At 63.2% G+C, this 15,216-nt stretch carries 18 protein-coding genes; 7 read left to right on the forward strand and 11 right to left on the reverse strand.

Features of this window, described 5'->3' with window-relative positions; genetic code table 11:
- Positions 1-31 precede the first annotated feature (31 nt).
- Together ABQM86_RS20835 and ABQM86_RS20840 are read left to right on the forward strand one after the other, a co-directional pair.
- Positions 32-643: an NADPH-dependent FMN reductase gene (locus ABQM86_RS20835; RefSeq protein ID WP_369745487.1), complete on the forward strand. Its 612-nt coding sequence runs from the start codon at positions 32-34 to the stop codon at positions 641-643.
- Between the two features lie 120 nt (positions 644-763).
- A complete protein-coding gene (locus ABQM86_RS20840; RefSeq protein WP_207595451.1) occupies positions 764-1,192 on the forward strand; it encodes a hypothetical protein in 429 nt (142 codons plus the stop codon).
- 8 nt (positions 1,193-1,200) lie between these two features.
- Here the strand turns inward: ABQM86_RS20840 and ABQM86_RS20845 are convergent, their stop codons facing one another.
- Positions 1,201-1,905, reverse strand: a complete 705-nt coding sequence (locus tag ABQM86_RS20845) for an HAD family hydrolase (RefSeq protein ID WP_369745488.1) — start codon at positions 1,903-1,905, stop codon at positions 1,201-1,203.
- Positions 1,895-2,176 (reverse strand): hypothetical protein, encoded by a 282-nt coding sequence (locus ABQM86_RS20850; RefSeq protein ID WP_369745489.1) that lies wholly within the window; start codon positions 2,174-2,176, stop codon positions 1,895-1,897. The genes ABQM86_RS20845 and ABQM86_RS20850 overlap by 11 nt, the downstream gene beginning before the upstream one ends.
- A 114-nt stretch (positions 2,177-2,290) precedes the next feature.
- On the opposite strand from ABQM86_RS20850, the gene ABQM86_RS20855 reads away from it, so the two are divergent.
- Both ABQM86_RS20855 and ABQM86_RS20860 read left to right on the forward strand, forming a co-directional pair.
- Positions 2,291-2,932, forward strand: coding sequence for an NADPH-dependent F420 reductase (locus ABQM86_RS20855; protein ID WP_207595453.1), 642 nt, complete (start codon positions 2,291-2,293; stop codon positions 2,930-2,932).
- Positions 2,933-3,132: 200 nt separating this feature from the next.
- Positions 3,133-3,915, forward strand: a complete 783-nt coding sequence (locus ABQM86_RS20860; protein ID WP_369745490.1) for a VOC family protein — start codon at positions 3,133-3,135, stop codon at positions 3,913-3,915.
- On the opposite strand, the gene ABQM86_RS20865 is transcribed toward ABQM86_RS20860, so the two are convergent.
- Both ABQM86_RS20865 and ABQM86_RS20870 read right to left on the reverse strand, forming a co-directional pair.
- Entirely contained in the window at positions 3,916-4,800 is an 885-nt protein-coding gene (locus tag ABQM86_RS20865; RefSeq protein WP_207595455.1) for a PaaX family transcriptional regulator C-terminal domain-containing protein, read from the reverse strand.
- Positions 4,801-4,885: 85 nt separating this feature from the next.
- Positions 4,886-5,266, reverse strand: a complete 381-nt coding sequence (locus ABQM86_RS20870) for a hypothetical protein (protein ID WP_280624766.1) — start codon at positions 5,264-5,266, stop codon at positions 4,886-4,888.
- A gap of 172 nt (positions 5,267-5,438) precedes the next feature.
- On the opposite strand from ABQM86_RS20870, the gene ABQM86_RS20875 reads away from it, so the two are divergent.
- Complete coding sequence (locus tag ABQM86_RS20875) at positions 5,439-5,972, forward strand: hypothetical protein (protein ID WP_089596882.1); 534 nt, start codon at positions 5,439-5,441, stop codon at positions 5,970-5,972.
- 110 nt (positions 5,973-6,082) lie between these two features.
- On the opposite strand, the gene ABQM86_RS20880 is transcribed toward ABQM86_RS20875, so the two are convergent.
- Genes ABQM86_RS20880 through ABQM86_RS20910 form a run of 7 tightly spaced genes read right to left on the reverse strand, consistent with a single transcriptional unit; the run spans position 6,083 to position 14,286 of the window.
- Positions 6,083-6,499 (reverse strand): acyl-CoA thioesterase, encoded by a 417-nt coding sequence (locus ABQM86_RS20880; protein ID WP_369745491.1) that lies wholly within the window; start codon positions 6,497-6,499, stop codon positions 6,083-6,085.
- An 8-nt stretch (positions 6,500-6,507) separates the two neighbouring features.
- Positions 6,508-7,866, reverse strand: coding sequence for an aromatic acid/H+ symport family MFS transporter (locus ABQM86_RS20885; protein WP_207595458.1), 1,359 nt, complete (start codon positions 7,864-7,866; stop codon positions 6,508-6,510).
- A gap of 2 nt (positions 7,867-7,868) precedes the next feature.
- Complete coding sequence (locus ABQM86_RS20890) at positions 7,869-10,259, reverse strand: bifunctional salicylyl-CoA 5-hydroxylase/oxidoreductase (protein ID WP_369745492.1); 2,391 nt, start codon at positions 10,257-10,259, stop codon at positions 7,869-7,871.
- Positions 10,260-10,274: 15 nt separating this feature from the next.
- Entirely contained in the window at positions 10,275-11,969 is a 1,695-nt protein-coding gene (locus ABQM86_RS20895) for an AMP-binding protein (RefSeq protein WP_280624776.1), read from the reverse strand.
- Between the two features lie 58 nt (positions 11,970-12,027).
- Positions 12,028-12,900, reverse strand: coding sequence for an acyl-CoA thioesterase II (locus tag ABQM86_RS20900; protein ID WP_280624778.1), 873 nt, complete (start codon positions 12,898-12,900; stop codon positions 12,028-12,030).
- A gap of 3 nt (positions 12,901-12,903) precedes the next feature.
- A complete protein-coding gene (locus ABQM86_RS20905) occupies positions 12,904-13,386 on the reverse strand; it encodes a cupin domain-containing protein (RefSeq protein ID WP_207595462.1) in 483 nt (160 codons plus the stop codon).
- Between the two features lie 33 nt (positions 13,387-13,419).
- Complete coding sequence (locus tag ABQM86_RS20910) at positions 13,420-14,286, reverse strand: fumarylacetoacetate hydrolase family protein (RefSeq protein WP_369745493.1); 867 nt, start codon at positions 14,284-14,286, stop codon at positions 13,420-13,422.
- A 135-nt stretch (positions 14,287-14,421) separates the two neighbouring features.
- Between ABQM86_RS20910 and ABQM86_RS20915 the strand changes: the two genes are divergently transcribed.
- Both ABQM86_RS20915 and ABQM86_RS20920 read left to right on the forward strand, forming a co-directional pair.
- Entirely contained in the window at positions 14,422-14,820 is a 399-nt protein-coding gene (locus tag ABQM86_RS20915) for a RidA family protein (RefSeq protein WP_091463971.1), read from the forward strand.
- A gap of 41 nt (positions 14,821-14,861) precedes the next feature.
- Positions 14,862-15,206, forward strand: coding sequence for an iron chaperone (locus ABQM86_RS20920; protein WP_207595465.1), 345 nt, complete (start codon positions 14,862-14,864; stop codon positions 15,204-15,206).
- Positions 15,207-15,216: the final 10 nt, after the last annotated feature.

Here is a 15,216-nt window from a genome sequence, read left to right on the forward strand (position 1 = left end):
TCCGGCCGTGCCGTCGGAAAGGAACGCCGCAATGGACACTTTCAAAATCGGTTACTTCGTCGGAAGCCTGGCGAGCAATTCCATCAACCGGGTCCTCTCCAAGGCGCTCATCAGCGTCGCGCCTGCGGAGCTCGAGTTCCATGAGATCGCCATCAAGGACCTGCCTCTTTACAGCTCGGATTACGACGCCGATTTCCCGCCGGCGGGCCGGGAACTGAAGGATGCCATCGCCGCATCGGACGGCATCCTGTTTATCTCCCCTGAGTACAACCGCTCCATTCCGGGCGCATTGAAGAACGCCATCGACTGGGGTTCGCGCCCATGGGGCACCAACTCATTCGCCAGGAAGCCCACGGGAATCATCGGCGCATCGCCAGGCGGCATTGGAACGGCGGTGATGCAGTCGTCGATGCGCAGCGTGTTGAGCTTCCTGGACGCGCCGCAGCTGAACGCACCTGAGGCTTACATCCGCTTCGTCGCAGACGCGTACGACGACGACGGGTCAGTTAAGGACGAGGGAACCGCGGCCTTGTTGCGGCATTACATGGAGGAATACAGCGCGTTCGTGCAGCGTGTCCTCGCAGCCAACGCCCCGGGCCACATCGGGGACCAGGAACCGGATTCCGCCAAGCTCACGCGGTAGAGGCCGGTGGGTGCGGGTTACGTCCCCCCGGTGGCTGCACCGGCAAATCACCCACCACCACGGTTTAGTCAGTATCCTTACGAGTACGAGGATTCACGCCCCTAAACCTTGGAGGTATCGATGTTTCGAAGATTAGCCACCACTACCTTGGCCGTGGCCCTTTTCGCAGGGTCCATGCTCCCTGCAACGGTCGCAGCCAACGCGGCGCCAGCCGTCCAGGGCAGCGCGGTCCAAGGCAGCGCGGTCCAAGGCAATGTAGCCGCCACGACACCGACACCCACAGCGGATTCCACCAACCCCTCCGGCCCCTCGACGCAAACACCAACCAACCCGGCGCCATCATCCGGGGCTCCCAGCTCGCCGAATCCGGCAGGTAGTGGGCCCGCCAATCCGGGGACGGGAGAATCGGGCCCCCAAGAGCAGACCCGCACCGACGCCACGCCATGGGTGCTGGCCGGAGTAGCCGCAGTCATCATCATCGCCTTGATTATCTGGACCGCGCGCAATCGGCGCGGGCGGGACAAGGGGATCAGCGACGAGCCGCGCTAGGCGACGGGCTACGCCTTGGGAGCGCCCGCCGCCAACCGGCCGATGATGCTGCTTTCCAGGTGCTCCAGCAGGTGCCGCGGATTGTCATAGACCTCTGCGGCACCTGCGTCACGCAGCTCCGCCTCACTGATTCCGCCGCAGGTCAAAGCAATCACGGGAACACCAATGGCCGCACCGGCCATGACGTCCCAGACTGCGTCGCCAACAAAAACTGCATCCTCCGGGCTGACGTCAAGCTTCTCCAGGCAGGCGATCAGGATGTCCGGCGCGGGCTTGCTCTCCTTGGCGTCGTTGGAGCTGGTCCACGCATCGATGGAGGATCCGGCGTCGAGGATATGCCTGCTGACCTCAAGGTCCCGCTGTTGTGCTGACGACGCCAAACCCACTGCCAGCCCTGACTCAGAACACGCTGAGAGGAGGTCGCGGACGGAGTCGAAGGGCCGCAGCGTAGGCCAGAACGTTGAGAACACTGCGCTGTGGGCTGATTTCAGTTCTTCCTGCAGGTCTTCGGTGCAGTCAGGTACGAGGCTCTGGATCAGGCGGTCGCCTCCCATACCCACCCGCCGATGGATGGCGGACATCTCCATGTCCAAGCCTTCACGCCGGAACGCCTGCCACCACGCCATGGCGTGGAAGTAGCTGGAATCAATCAGCGTGCCGTCCACATCGAAGAGGACCCCGCGCGTCTTTGGTGATGCTGAATCAGATGTCATTGCCAACCACCTTCGGTTTGGTCTGGATGCCCTGCGCCGCAAGGGCAGGGTCGGTGACTGGTTCCTCGATCATGAGGACGGCATACCGCTCGGGGGATCCCGTTCGCAACAGGCCCGTCCCGGCCACTTCCCTCATGGCAGCGACTCCATCAACGGCCTCGTCCAGCGAGGAAAAACGTTTTGAAAGCCCCATCAATTCGTCGCTGCCGTCCAACACCAGAATGCGAAATCCTCCGTCGGGGGTCTCTACCAGTTCCAAATGACCGGCCATACCGACCTCCTTGCCTCAACAACCCACCCCATAGTAAGACTACTTAGTATAGGGCTGATCGACATATTTCGTCACGCGGGAATTAGGCGCCTGCAACTTCTTGTTGGCAAGGACATGACAACAATCGGAATCATCGGTGCAGGACACATTGGCAGCCAGGTTGCACGCAAGGCCGTGGAATTGGGCTATGACGTCGTGATCAGCAATTCACGGGGACCCGAAACACTCGGCGAACTCGTTGCGGAACTGGGACCGCGCGCCCGTGCCGCCACGGCAGCCGAGGCAGCAGCGGCGGGCGATTTCGCCGTCGTGACCGTGCCCCTCAAGAACTATCAGAGCATCCCGGCAGAGCCGCTCGAGGGCAAGATCGTCATCGACACCAATAACTACTACTGGGAACGCGACGGCCGCATCCCCGAGCTGGACAACGGCGAAGCCACCACGTCCGGCCTGCTCCAGAAGCACCTCCCCACGTCCAAAGTGGCCAAGGGCTTCAATCACATCTTCGCCAAGGACATCACCACCGACGGCACCCCGGCCGGCACGCCCAACCGCCGCGCGCTGGCCACCTCAAGCGACTTCCCGGAAGCCGCCGAGCTGGTCACCAAGCTGTACGACGAATTCGGCTTCGACACCGTCAACATCGGCCCGCTGGAGGACAGCTGGCGCGTCGAACGCGACCGCCCAGCGTACGTCATCCGGCAGACCGCCGTCGAGCTCCAGGACAACCTCGCCAAGGCGACCCGTACGGTCTAAACCAACAACGCACGACGGCGGGCAAGCGGCTGGCGCTTGCCCGCCGCCTTGTTCTGGGCTGTTCCCCTGAAAAAGGGGATGGAAACGGTGTCATAAACCGGGTCCGTGGCGCACTTTATGGGTGGCTGCTTCCTCAGGCGCTTGGCGCATCAGGCACCTGGGGAAGCAGTTGCCCCCAGCGCCCCGACCCGAGGAGTCCCATGTCCACCAAGATTTCGAGCTGGCCCGCCGCAACCCCCATGTGGGTGGACCTGGGTGTTGACGACCTTAATGCCGCGAAGACTTTCTATGGAGACCTTTTTGGTTGGGAGTTCGTGTCAGGTGGCATGGAATCCGGCGACTACGTCCTGGCTCATCTGAGGGGCCGCGCCGTGGCCGGACTGGGCCCCAAACAAAATCCCGGCATGCCCACAGCCTGGACCACCTTCCTGGCCTCTGACGATGTTGACCTCACGGCGAAAAAGATCGACACGGCCGGAGGGCAACTCCTGGCCCCGCCCTTTGATGTCATGGAGTCGGGCCGCATGGCCCTGGCCACCGACAGTGTCGGTGCGGCGTTCGGCGTCTGGCAGGCCGGCACCCACATCGGCGCTGAACGCGTCAATGAGCACGGCTCCCTGTGCTGGAATGAACTTCACACCCGCAACTATTCCGCGGCCCGCTCCTTCTACTCGGAGGTCTTCGACGTCAGCTACCAGGATGTCACCGAAGAGGGCCTGGTCTACTCCACATTCCGCCGCCCTTCGGACGGCCGGGAAGTGGGCGGGATGCAGCACGACACCGCACTTCCAGAAAACGCGCCCACCCACTGGATGACCTGGTTCGCCAGCGATTACGTGGCGGGGACGGCAACCCGGGCCGTCGAGTTGGGCGCAACCCTGCTGGGCCCCGTGGCGGAAACCACCCTGGGCCGGATGGTGGTGGTCCGGGCGCCGCAGGGTGAAGTGTTCGGCGTCATCGACGCACCGCGGACCAGCGACTAATCAGGCTGCTGCGGGGTCCAGGGCTTCCGCGATGACCTCGTGGGCGTGGGCCGCGGCCAAGGGTGCCGCCAGACGATGAACTGCCTGGAACGTCCTCCGCACCGCCGGACCGTGCCATTCCGGCGGAAGGTAGTCGGTGGGGAGGTTTGGGTCGCGGTACGGGAACTTACGCCACATGGTGAGCATGGGAATGTAATAGCGGAAGGCGTCACGGCGCAGCTCTTCGGTGGAATCAGCCAGAGCCCTCTCGGGATCGTCGCCTACCTTCTCCGTCCATTGCTGCTCCGCACCTTCGTACAGCCCAAGGAACTCGGTGAATTGCTCATCGAGCTCCTTGAGGTCCCACCATTCCGAGATCTTGGGTCTCATGGGGCCGTCAAAAACGTAGTCGCTCCGGAACAGGTCCACGAACTCAATGAGCCCCCCGGCGGTAAGCCGCTCCCGGGCTTGCTCCAGCTTGTGGGCCGGCGCGATCCACACCCCGTTGGCCACCGAACCGAACCCCAAGGCCAGCAGCGCGGAACGGAGCTGGTGACGGCGGTTGCGCATGGATTCCGGCACTGAGAAAACAGCAAGGACCCACGTGTCCACCGGGGCGGGCGGTTCCGGTGCGAAGATCCGCCGGTCACCCTCACGGAACACATCGCTGATGGACTCGGAGATCTTGTACTTGGCGATTCCACCCTCGCGGACACTCTTCAGCACGCCCTTGGCCTTGAGCCTGGAGACCGACGACCTTACACCCGGAGCGTCATAACCGAGCGAACCCAGCATGGAGATCAGCGCAGAAACCGGCAAAGCATCGCCCGCGTTCCGGCCATAGAGGCCGAAGATCGTAACGAGCAACTGCTGGTGGCGCACCGGGGGTGCCGGGACGGCGAACATCGAAGGATCCTCATTTCCGCGCCCCCAATCAGGCGCCAGTCCAGTTCATCATAGGTGCGGTGATGGTCCCCGCCGATGTTCCGGATCAGCCCAGCGAAAGAAGAAGGAAGAGGATTGCGAGTACCAGCGCCACAGGAGTCATGACGAAACGCTCGGGCTTGCTGCGTGAGATCGCATTCATGACGACGCCCAAGGTGAAGTAGCCGGTGAGGACCCACATGAAAACCCCGGTAAAGGATTGGTTGACCAGCACCGGCACGAGGCCGGCCTGCGCCAAAGCCGTATAGCCGAAGAGGGCGTACAGCAGGATGGAGACGATGCTTCCGATCCTCAGTTTCCGCGGCAGGACGTCATGCTGTCCGCCCCAAGCGAATCGTCCAATAGGCGCGCCAGCAACCAAAGCCACTTGGAAAACGGCCAAACAACCAAGGATTATGCACGCGAGAATCGCGTAGAGCTGCTCCACCGGCTAAGCGTAACCGCCCGGCGCCGCACCGTCCGCGAACCTGACATGAACGCGGAACGAAAAATCCATTGCGACTGGCCGCATCTTTGTAAGCATGCTTACTATAGATGGACGCTGTTCGAGGCCCCACGCCTCACAAGGTTCTTTCCGTATCAACGACAGGAAGCACATCATGGCAGGAAATCTCGTAGCCCGTTCCCTTCACGACCTCACCGCCGCGGCATGGTTCGGCGGCTCGCTGATGGGGGCCATCGGACTGAACGGTGCCGCAGCAGAAGCCAAGGATCCCACCGAGCGCACCCGCCTCTCAAGCAAAGGCTGGGGTAAATGGGCTCCCGTTCAGACAGCAGCGTTCGCCGGACACCTGGCCTCGGATCTGGCCATCGCTTGGGAGAACAAAGGCCGGATCGCCAAGCAGGACAACGTGGCCGCAAACACTGTCTATAAGACTGTGGTGACTTTGGCGGGAGCTGCCGTCACCTTGTACGCAGGTGTTGTTGGCAAGAAGGTTGATGAGCTCTCGGGCGAGGGCGCTGAGGGTGCCACCGAACCCCGCGCCGGCGCGTCTGACGAGTTGAAGGCCGCCCAGACGCAGCTGAAGGCGCTCCAGTGGGCCATTCCTGCATTCGCTGCCTGGGTGATCATCCTTGGTGCCAAGCACGGCGAGATGCAGCGGCCCAAGAACATTCTGAAGGGCCTGCGCTAGCCAACCGCCCCGCGCACCCCACCCCGCGAAAACCCCCAGCCCCTCGCTGGGACGGCAGTAGGTGACAGTCCCAGAATCCGGCCTTGTCACCTACTGCCATTTCGGCGGGGCTATTCGGTAATTCGCCCGGCACGTTCCGCCTTGACGGCGCGGACCAGATGTTCCGGCCAAGGTTGCGCCGACGTCGCGCCTTGGGGGACATACGCGGTGGTGACCGTCCCGTACGCCGCGACATCACCGGCGTCGGACGTTACCTCGAAAGCCAGCGTCAGCGAGGTTCGGCCAAGCGCACTGACCTTCACGGTGGCGGTGATGCGCTGGCCGAACCACAGCTTGGCCTTGTAATTAACCACCTGCTGGACGCGGGGAGCGCTGGGGAAATAGTCCGGCAACTCCAGCGAACGGAAGAGCTCGGCCTCCGCAGCCTCAACCCAGCGCAGGATGGCCGAGTTGTGCTGGTGTCCGGAGGCGTCGGTGTCCACCCATTCCACCGTCCGCTCGACGCACGCCTCCGGAAACGTTTCCATGCTGGCTCCTAGCGGGCGCTGACGGTGGCGTCGTCGGGATCAACGTCGACGACGCCGACGGGCACCTCAGGCTGTGGTTTGGGAATCATCGCCACAGCACCGGCTGCCAGTACTGCGATGCCGGCGAAGATCGCAAAGTTGGCCTCGAAAGGCAACTTGGAGCCTGCGATCCAGCCGCCGATCAACGGCCCGGAGATGGCACCCAGACGGGCGAAGCTCAGGGCCCAGCCCGTTGCCGTGCCACGGACCTTGGCCGGGTAGTAGTCGGCGATGTACCCGGTGAGCACCAGTGACGTGGAGATGGAACCGACACCGGCGAAGGCGACGAACAGCAGGTTGACCACCATGGTGTTCGGGAAGACGAGCAGCATGATGCCCAAGCCGCCCAGAATGTAGAACACCACCAGGATGAGCTTCTTGCCGTACTTGTCTGCGGCACGGCCCAGGAGCAGGCCACCGATCGCGGAAGCAAGGCTGAAGACCAAGAGGAAGGTCAAGGAAGATCCGAGGTCATAACCGGCCTTCTTCATGATGCTTGGCAGCCAGGTGTTCAGGCCATAGACGAGGACCAGGCCGCAGAAGAGCGAGATCCAGAAGAACACCGTGGAGCGCAGGTACTTTCGCGAGAACATGGTGGTGATGGTTTTCCACCAAGGATCCGCCTGTACACCTGCTTTGGGAGCCACGGCAACAACAGGCGTGTAGTTGGAGATGTTCAGCTTGGTGGCCAGTGCCTTGGCCTCGGTCTTGCGGCCCTTGGATTCCAGGAATTCCAATGACTCGGGGAGGAACTTCCAGATGATCGGAATCAGCACCACTGGTGCTGCGCCGATGGCGACGACGGCACGCCAGCCACCCATGGGGAGGACGAACAGGGCGGCCAGCGCAGCTGCGACGATGCCCAGTGAGTAGCCGGAGTACATGAGGCCGTAGTTGTAGGAGCGCTTGTTAGGCGCCGAGTATTCAATGGTGAGGGCCGCTGCCACCGGGATGACACCGCCCATGCCCAAACCACCGATGAGCCGGAACAGTCCGAAGAGCTCCGGTGTCGGAGCCCAGGCAGCACCGGCCTGGGTGAGCGTGAAGATGGCCATGGAGGCCAGGAGCATCTTCTTGCGTCCCACGAGGTCGCTGAGCGTACCGATGAAAAGGGCACCAATAAGCATGCCAATCAAGGCATATGAGCCCAGGCCGCCCAAGGCCAGCGGGCTGAGATTCCATTCCTTGTACTCGGCAAGTGCCGGAAGGATGGCTCCGAGGACGCCGACGTCGTAACCCTCGGCGAGGATCGCGAGCCAGCAGCAGAACAACACCAGGCCGGTGGTCTTCTTGGGCACGTTCCAGTTGTTGACGGGTGCGGTGGCCATGGCTACTTCACCAAAACCGATGCGGCGGCGGACTCGGGGGTCCAGCGGAGGTGGGTATTGGCCTCTTCGATGTCCGCTTCCTTCAGCAAGGACAGACGCGGACGAACGGCGTCAGTGCGGGAGCTGGGTGGTTTCCGGCGACCGGCACGGAACTGCGGGATCCAGTCAGCGCCGGGCCCTTGGTACTCCTGCTCGGCGGCGGCGTGGAGGGTCCACTGGGGATCGTAAAGGTGCGTGCGGCCCAACGCGATAAGGTCCGCGCGGCCTGCGAGGAGGATGGAGTTCACGTCGTCGTAGGTGGAGATGGCGCCGACGGCGATTACCGCCACGCCTGCTGGTACGGCCACTTCCTGACGGATGCGGTCCGCGAACGGGGTCTGGTAGCTGCGGCCGAAGGCGGGCTTCTCTTCTTTGGCGACCTGACCGGTGGAGACGTCCAAGCCGGCAGCGCCGTGTGCCACGAAGGCGCGGGCGATTGCCACGGAATCGTCGGAAGTGTTGCCACCCTCGATCCAGTCAGTCGCGGAGATGCGCACCGTCACCGGCTTGCCGGCGGGCCACGCCGCGCGAACGGCGTCGAACACTTCCAGCGGGAACCGCAGCCGGTTCTCCAGGCTGCCGCCGTATTCGTCGGTCCGCTTGTTGGACACCGGCGAAAGGAAGGAGGACAGCAGGTAGCCGTGGGCAGCGTGGATTTCGAGGAGGTCGAAGCCTGCCTCGTCGGCGCGGACCGTGGAAGCGACGAACTCCGCCTTGATGGCGTCCATGCCGGCGCGATCCAACTCCACGGGAGTCTGGTTCTCCGTGCTGTACGGCAGGGCTGAGGGCCCAACGGTGGTCCAGTTGCCGGACTCGAGCGGCTGGTCGATGCCTTCCCACATGAGCTTGGTGGAACCCTTGCGGCCTGAATGACCCAACTGGGCACCGATCTTGGCGGTGGAACGGCTGTGGACGAAGTCCACGATTTCCTTCCAGCTGTCACGCTGTTCGTCCGTGTACAAGCCGCTGCAGCCGGGGGTGATCCGGCCTGCTGCGGAGACGCAGACCATTTCGGTCATGACCAGGCCGGCACCGCCCAGAGCTTTGGAGCCGAGGTGGACCTTGTGGAAGTCGCCCGGGATGCCGTCCGTGGCTGAGTACATGTCCATGGGGGAGACCACAATGCGGTTCTTCAGCTCCAGCCCGCCCACACGGAACGGCTGGAACATAGCCGGAGCCACCTCTGTGAGTCCCTGGGATTCTGCGAAGTCGCGGTCCACGGCGTCAGCGAACTCCGGGTCACGCAGGCGCAGGTTTTCCTGCGTGATGCGGCGGCTGCGGGTCAGCAGGTTGAAGGCGAACTGGGTGGGGTCCTGGTCCTTGTACTGCCCGATGCGCTCGAACCATTCAAGGGATGCCTGCGCGGCACGCTGGGTGGATGCGACCACAGGCCGCCTTTCGGCTTCGTATGCCGCCAGTGCGGATTCAACATCCGGGTGCTCATGCAGGCAAGCGGCCAGCGCCAACGAGTCCTCCATGGCCAGCTTGGTGCCGGACCCGATGGAGAAGTGGGCAGTGTGGGCCGCGTCGCCCAGCAGCACTACGTTGTTGTGGCGCCAGTTCTCGTTGCGGACCGTGGTGAAGTTGATCCACTTGGAGTTATTGGTCAGGACCTCGTAGCCGTTGAGTTCCTCGGCAAAGATCTCGCGGATCTTGGCGATGGCCTTCTCATCCGAGACACCGGGAGGGAAGACCTCGCTGGCGGTCTCGTCGAAGCCCGCGGCGTGCCACACGTCCTGGTGCATTTCCACAATGAACGTGGAGCCCTCATCCGAGTAGGGGTAACCGTGGATCTGCATGACGCCCCACTCGGTTTCCTTCACGAAGAACTTGAAGGCCTCGAATACCTGGTCCGTACCAAGCCACATGAACTTGTTGGTCCGCATGTCCAGGTTTGGCTTGAACGAGTCAGCGTACTTGGCGCGAATCTGCGAGTTGATGCCGTCCGCGGCAAGAACAAGGTCATAGTTGGCTTCGAGTTCCTCAACAGCAGGAGCCAAGGTGCTGAAGCGCACGTCCACGTTCAGTTCGATGCAGCGGCGCTGCAGCAGTTCCAGCAATTCCTTGCGGCTCATGGCAGCGAAGCCCTGTCCGCCCACCGTGATCATCTGGTCACGGAAGTGGATGTCGATATCGGACCAGCGGGCGAAACGGCGGCTCATGTACTCGGCCACCACGGGATCGGCGTTGCCGATGCCGCCCAGGGTCTCATCGGAAAAGACGACGCCGAAGCCAAAGGTGTCGCTGGCAGCGTTGCGTTCCCAGAGAGTGATGTTGTGGGACGGATCCAGCTGCTTCATCAGTGCTGCGAAGTAGAGACCGCCGGGGCCGCCTCCGACAATTGCGATTTTCATGGATGTTGCTCCTTCTCAGGCCTGGCTCTGGCCGGCGGGGGTAAGTTGTTCGGTCTGGCTCGCGTTCGTGGTGGCATCCTCAGCGAGGACCTTGTCGCGGAGCTTGAAGTGCTGGAGCTTACCGCTGGGATTGCGCGGAAGTTCGGTGACGAAGCGGACGTCCCGTGGGTACTTGTACGGGGCGATGGTTTGCTTTACGAAGTCCTGGATTTCCTTGCGCTTCGCGGCGTCGCCGGTGACGCCTTCACGCAGGACAATGAACGCGCAGACGATGCTGCCGCGCTCCTCGTCCGGAACTCCGATCACGGCGTTTTCCACGACGTCAGGGTGCTGGTCAATGGCCGTTTCAACCTCTGGAGCGCCGATGTTGTAACCGGAGGAGACGATCATGTTGTCCGAGCGGGCCTGGTAGGTGAAGTAGCCGTCAGCGTCCATGGAGAACGTGTCTCCCGTGACGTTCCACCCGCGGACCACGTAATTCGCTTGGCGGGCGTCGTCCAGGTAGCGGCAGCCGGTAGGGCCAATCACGGCGAGGCGGCCGATGGTGTCCGGGCCGAGTTCGTTGCCGTCGTCGTCCAGGATGGTGGCCCGGTATCCCGGCACAGCGCGGCCCGTGGTTCCCGGACGGATGTCGTCGCCGGCAGCGGATATGAACACGTGCAGCATTTCCGTGGCACCGATCCCGTTGACCAACCGCAGCCCGGTGGCCTGGTGCACGGCCTCCCACGTTTCTTTTGAAAGGTGCTCTCCGGCGGAAACGGCCATGCGCAGGCCACGGAGGAGGTCACCGCGCTGCTCCTTCAGGATGGCGCGGTACGCAGTGGGGGCGGTGAACAAGATGGTGGCCCCGGCTTGCGAGGCGTGCTCCGCCAGTTCCACAGGTCCTGCCTTTTCGGTCAAGAGCGACGACGCCCCAAACCGGAGGGGGAAGACCACCAAACCGCCCAGCCCAAAGGTGAAGGCCAAGGGTGGCGAACCGGCGAAGACGTCCTCCGCGGTGGGCTGCAGGATGTAGCGGGCAAAGGTATCTGCGTTGGCCAGGATGTCCCGGTGGAAGTGCATGGTCACCTTGGGCACCCCGGTGGTGCCCGACGTCGGACCCAGCAAGGCAACGTCGTCGGAGGCTGTGTCCACTGCTGTGAACTTGCCGCTCTTGTGCTCGCAGCGGGAGGCGAGGTCGCCGTCGTCGTCGAATCCGTTACCGGCGCCGTACGTCAGGACGGTGAGGTCGTCCCCGGCAGCAATGGCGAGCTCGTCCACAAACCGGTGGTCCGAAATGGCGACCGTCGGCTTTGTAAGTTGGATGAGCGTGGCCACCTCGGTGGAGCGCAGCATGGGCATGGTGGTGACCACTACGCCGCCGGCCTTCAGAACGCCCAGCCAGGCAGCGACGATCCACGGATTGTTGGGGCCGCGCAGGAGCACGCGGTTTCCGGGAACAACACCGAGGTCCTCGGTGAGGACCTGGGCCACCTGGTTGGATCGCTTCTGGAGCTGACCGTAGGTCCAGACCGTGCCGTCGGGGGTCCACAGGGCCGGGCGGTCCGCGCCGTACTGGTCGACAGCGTCGTCGATCAGCACAGCGGCAGCGTTGAGCCGTTCCGGGTAGTGGAGTTCGGGGAGGGTGAATTCAAGCGCAGGCCAGGTATCGGCGGGCGGCAGGTGGTCGCGGGTGAACGTGTCCACGTGGGCCGATGGCAACATGCTCATGGCCGTTCCTTTCAGTGGTGCGTCGTTGAAGCTGATGGTTGGGGAGGTAGAAAACTCTTTAGGCGCCGGCGCGGATCATGCCCTCCTGGGCCACGGTGGCGAGGAGCCTTCCTTGCAGGTCGAAGAAGCGGCCCATGGCAAGGCCCCGGTTGCTCTGGCCGGAGATGGCTTCCTGGGCATATAAGACCCATTCGTCCGCACGCCCGTCCCGGTGGAACCACATGGAGTGGTCAAGGCTGGCGGTGGCGAGCCCGGGGCTGGACCAGTTCAGTCCGTTGACCCGGAGCAGCGGCTCCAAAATCGTGTAATCGCAGACGTAGGCGAGGGCCGCGCGGTGGAGGTCGGCGTCGTCGGGCAGGGCGTCAAAGGCTTTGACCCAGATGGCTTGCTGAGGCACCGCACCGCCTTCAAGCTCGATGTATACCGGGCCGGGAATATGCCGCATATCGAAGCTACGACCCGTGGACCAATAGTCTGCGGCCGCTCCCTCGGTCCCGTCCAGCGCTTCCGCTGCCGTCCGCAGCGATTCAGGCTCGACGGCGGCAGGCGCCTCAGGCTGGAAGTCCGGCCCGTCCTCGGGAACCTGGAAGGAACCCATCGCGGCATACACGGGCTTGCCGTTCTGGAAGCCGCGAACGGTGCGGGTGGAGTACCCGCGGCCGTCCCTCAGGCGCTCCACTTCGTACCGGACACTGGAACCGATATCCACCGGACGCATGAAGTAGCTGTGCATCGAATGCAGAGTCCTGTCAGCATCAACGGACCGCATCATTGCGGCCGCTGCCTGTGCCACCATGTCTCCACCGTAGGCTTTTGGCCACGGCACGTACTGGGTGGTTGCTTCATACGCTTCATCGAATACTTCGGCCGTTGCCGGCGTGAGCTCGATGGCCTTCAGGAAGGTCTCCGACGTTAGGGTTCCAGTGATCATGGCTTAGGCCCGGCGGTAGTCGGCGAGGGTTTCGTCGGCAACGTCTTCGAGGTTGACCACGAGGTTCTCCGGCGTACGCGCGGTGAGCCAGACCAGTTCTTCCGTGACGGACATGTTGGCTTCTACGTGGGGCATGAAGGGCGGCACGAACACCCAGTCGCCGGCCTTCATGTCGATGAACTCCGAGTAGTCCTCGCCGAAGTAGATGCGGCCGTGGCCCCGGAGTACGTAACCGCCGGTTTCGGCCTCACCGTGGTGGTGCGGCAGTGAGCGGTATCCGGGGGTGTTGGATACCTGGCCGAACCAGATCTTGGTTGCCGGAGTGTGCTGGATGCTCACACCGGAGACGCGGATGCAGTCACCGGACTGGGCGGTATTGGTGTCTTCGGCGCCGGCGCGGGTGACAACGGGGACAACCTTGCCGTCAGCCTGGGCATAGATGGAGTTGTCGCCTTCGAGGCGGTATTCGGTGGTGGTCTGGCTCATGGGTTTGTCTCCTTTGGTGTGGTGTGACGTTTCTTAGGCGGGGACTGCGACAGGCGCGTGGATCCGGAACGTGTTTTCCAGCCGGCCGATCCCGTCGATCTCGGTGGCGAGGACGTCTCCGTCCTTGAGGAAGCGGGGCGGGGTCATCCCCATACCCACTCCCCCGGGCGTGCCCGTGAGGACAAGGTCGCCAGGACGCAGGATGGTGAACTGCGAAATGTAGGACAAGAGCTGCGCCGGGCCGAACACCAAGGTGCTGGTGTTTCCGTGCTGGACGAGCTCTCCGTTGACGTACCCACGGACGTTGAAGCCCTCGACGTCATGGGGGCCGGATTCATCCGCAGTGACCATGACCGGCCCTACCGGAGTGGTGCCGTCCCAGGCTTTACCTTGGAACCACTGCAGCGTCCGGCTCTGCCAGTCGCGCATGGAGACATCGTTGGCCACGGTGTACCCGGCGATGGCCTCACGGGCCCGGTCTTCATCGGCGCGGAACAGTTCAGAACCCACGACGACGGCGAGCTCGGCTTCCCAGTCGACGCGGCCGCTGCCGTGGACTTCCACAGCGTCGTTTGCGCCCACCAGGGTGTCCGCGTACTTGGCGAACAGCGTGGGGTACTCCGGAAGGTCGCGGCCCATTTCCTGGATGTGGTCCCCGTAGTTCAGGCCGCAGCAGATGACCTTGCCGGCCCGGGGAAGAAGTGGGGCGAGGTCCGCGTCAGCTGCTGCTATCACGGTCTGGTTCGTGGATGCTGCGGCCTCTTCCACCACAGCACGCCACTCCGGTTGGGCCAGGAGCGCCCCAACGTCTGTGGCGGGCAGCGCGAGGTAAGAGTCGGCGCCCGTGGCGAGTGCCGCCGTCGTACCTCCGTTGGCCGTGCGCAAGGTGGCGAGTTTCATTGCAGGTTCCCTTCGAGTTTTACGATGTGTCGACTTTTTTACGATCGTCACATATGCTCAACGTAGCACGGCGGAAATGATCTGCACAGAGGCTTTCCAAAAGTTTTTGCAGTTGCCACAACGAGGAGGAACAGCATGAGCCACCAGACGATCAACCCGGAATCGCTGCCCAAGCCATCAGGCTTCGCGCACGGCATTCTTGCCGGCAACACAGTTTTCCTGGGTGGACAGACGGCCCTGGACAAGAACATGAACATTGTTCCCGGCGGCATCGTGGAGCAGTTCACTCAGGCCTTCTCCAACGTGATCACCACGCTGCGTGAAGCCGGTGGAGAACCCGAGGATTTGGTCAACGTGACCATTTACCTCACGGACGTGGACGACTACATGGCCAACGGTCGCGAAATCGGACGCATCTGGCGGGAGATGGCGGGATCGCAGTATCCGGCAATGGCTGGTATCGGTGTCACACGGCTGTGGCAGAAGGAGGCCCTGATCGAAATCCAAGGCATCGCGGTCATTCCCGAGCGCTGAGCCTCTGGCCGTACCGGGCGCCTGTGGTGAACCATGTCCCTATGGGAACTGTCACCGAATACTTGGAGAGCGTCGCTGCGGGCAATCGCGTCATTCTTGAACGGATTGTGGGGATCGCCCGCGAGCTCGCACCGGAGGCCGAGGAAGGCGTCAGCTACGGGATGCCCGCGCTGCTGGTTGATGGCAAGGGCTTCCTGAGCGTGCAGGAAACCAAAAAGCACCTGGCACTGTATCCGTTCAGTGGGCAGATCCTGCCCGAGATGTCGGAAGAGCTGGGGGGCTACTCATGGTCGCCGGGGACGCTGCGGTTTTCGGCGGACAACCCCGTCCCGGACTCGCTGGTGCGGCGGATCCTGGAGACGCGGCTGGCTTCGATCCGGAAGTAGGTCGTGACGG

The organism is Paenarthrobacter sp. AMU7 (assembly GCF_041200195.1).
Lineage (GTDB): Bacteria > Actinomycetota > Actinomycetes > Actinomycetales > Micrococcaceae > Arthrobacter.

Excerpts from the sequence above, each read along its gene's own strand:
- ABQM86_RS20835 (WP_369745487.1), top strand. The coding sequence starts at position 32 with ATGGACACTTTCAAAATCGGTTACTTCGTCGGAAGCCTGGCGAGCAAT.
- ABQM86_RS20840 (WP_207595451.1), top strand. The coding sequence starts at position 764 with ATGTTTCGAAGATTAGCCACCACTACCTTGGCCGTGGCCCTTTTCGCA.
- ABQM86_RS20845 (WP_369745488.1), bottom strand. The coding sequence starts at position 1,905 with ATGACATCTGATTCAGCATCACCAAAGACGCGCGGGGTCCTCTTCGAT.
- ABQM86_RS20850 (WP_369745489.1), bottom strand. The coding sequence starts at position 2,176 with ATGGCCGGTCATTTGGAACTGGTAGAGACCCCCGACGGAGGATTTCGC.
- ABQM86_RS20855 (WP_207595453.1), top strand. The coding sequence starts at position 2,291 with ATGACAACAATCGGAATCATCGGTGCAGGACACATTGGCAGCCAGGTT.
- ABQM86_RS20860 (WP_369745490.1), top strand. The coding sequence starts at position 3,133 with ATGTCCACCAAGATTTCGAGCTGGCCCGCCGCAACCCCCATGTGGGTG.
- ABQM86_RS20865 (WP_207595455.1), bottom strand. The coding sequence starts at position 4,800 with ATGTTCGCCGTCCCGGCACCCCCGGTGCGCCACCAGCAGTTGCTCGTT.
- ABQM86_RS20875 (WP_089596882.1), top strand. The coding sequence starts at position 5,439 with ATGGCAGGAAATCTCGTAGCCCGTTCCCTTCACGACCTCACCGCCGCG.
- ABQM86_RS20880 (WP_369745491.1), bottom strand. The coding sequence starts at position 6,499 with ATGGAAACGTTTCCGGAGGCGTGCGTCGAGCGGACGGTGGAATGGGTG.
- ABQM86_RS20885 (WP_207595458.1), bottom strand. The coding sequence starts at position 7,866 with ATGGCCACCGCACCCGTCAACAACTGGAACGTGCCCAAGAAGACCACC.
- ABQM86_RS20890 (WP_369745492.1), bottom strand. The coding sequence starts at position 10,259 with ATGAAAATCGCAATTGTCGGAGGCGGCCCCGGCGGTCTCTACTTCGCA.
- ABQM86_RS20895 (WP_280624776.1), bottom strand. The coding sequence starts at position 11,969 with ATGAGCATGTTGCCATCGGCCCACGTGGACACGTTCACCCGCGACCAC.
- ABQM86_RS20900 (WP_280624778.1), bottom strand. The coding sequence starts at position 12,900 with ATGATCACTGGAACCCTAACGTCGGAGACCTTCCTGAAGGCCATCGAG.
- ABQM86_RS20905 (WP_207595462.1), bottom strand. The coding sequence starts at position 13,386 with ATGAGCCAGACCACCACCGAATACCGCCTCGAAGGCGACAACTCCATC.
- ABQM86_RS20910 (WP_369745493.1), bottom strand. The coding sequence starts at position 14,286 with ATGAAACTCGCCACCTTGCGCACGGCCAACGGAGGTACGACGGCGGCA.
- ABQM86_RS20915 (WP_091463971.1), top strand. The coding sequence starts at position 14,422 with ATGAGCCACCAGACGATCAACCCGGAATCGCTGCCCAAGCCATCAGGC.
- ABQM86_RS20920 (WP_207595465.1), top strand. The coding sequence starts at position 14,862 with ATGGGAACTGTCACCGAATACTTGGAGAGCGTCGCTGCGGGCAATCGC.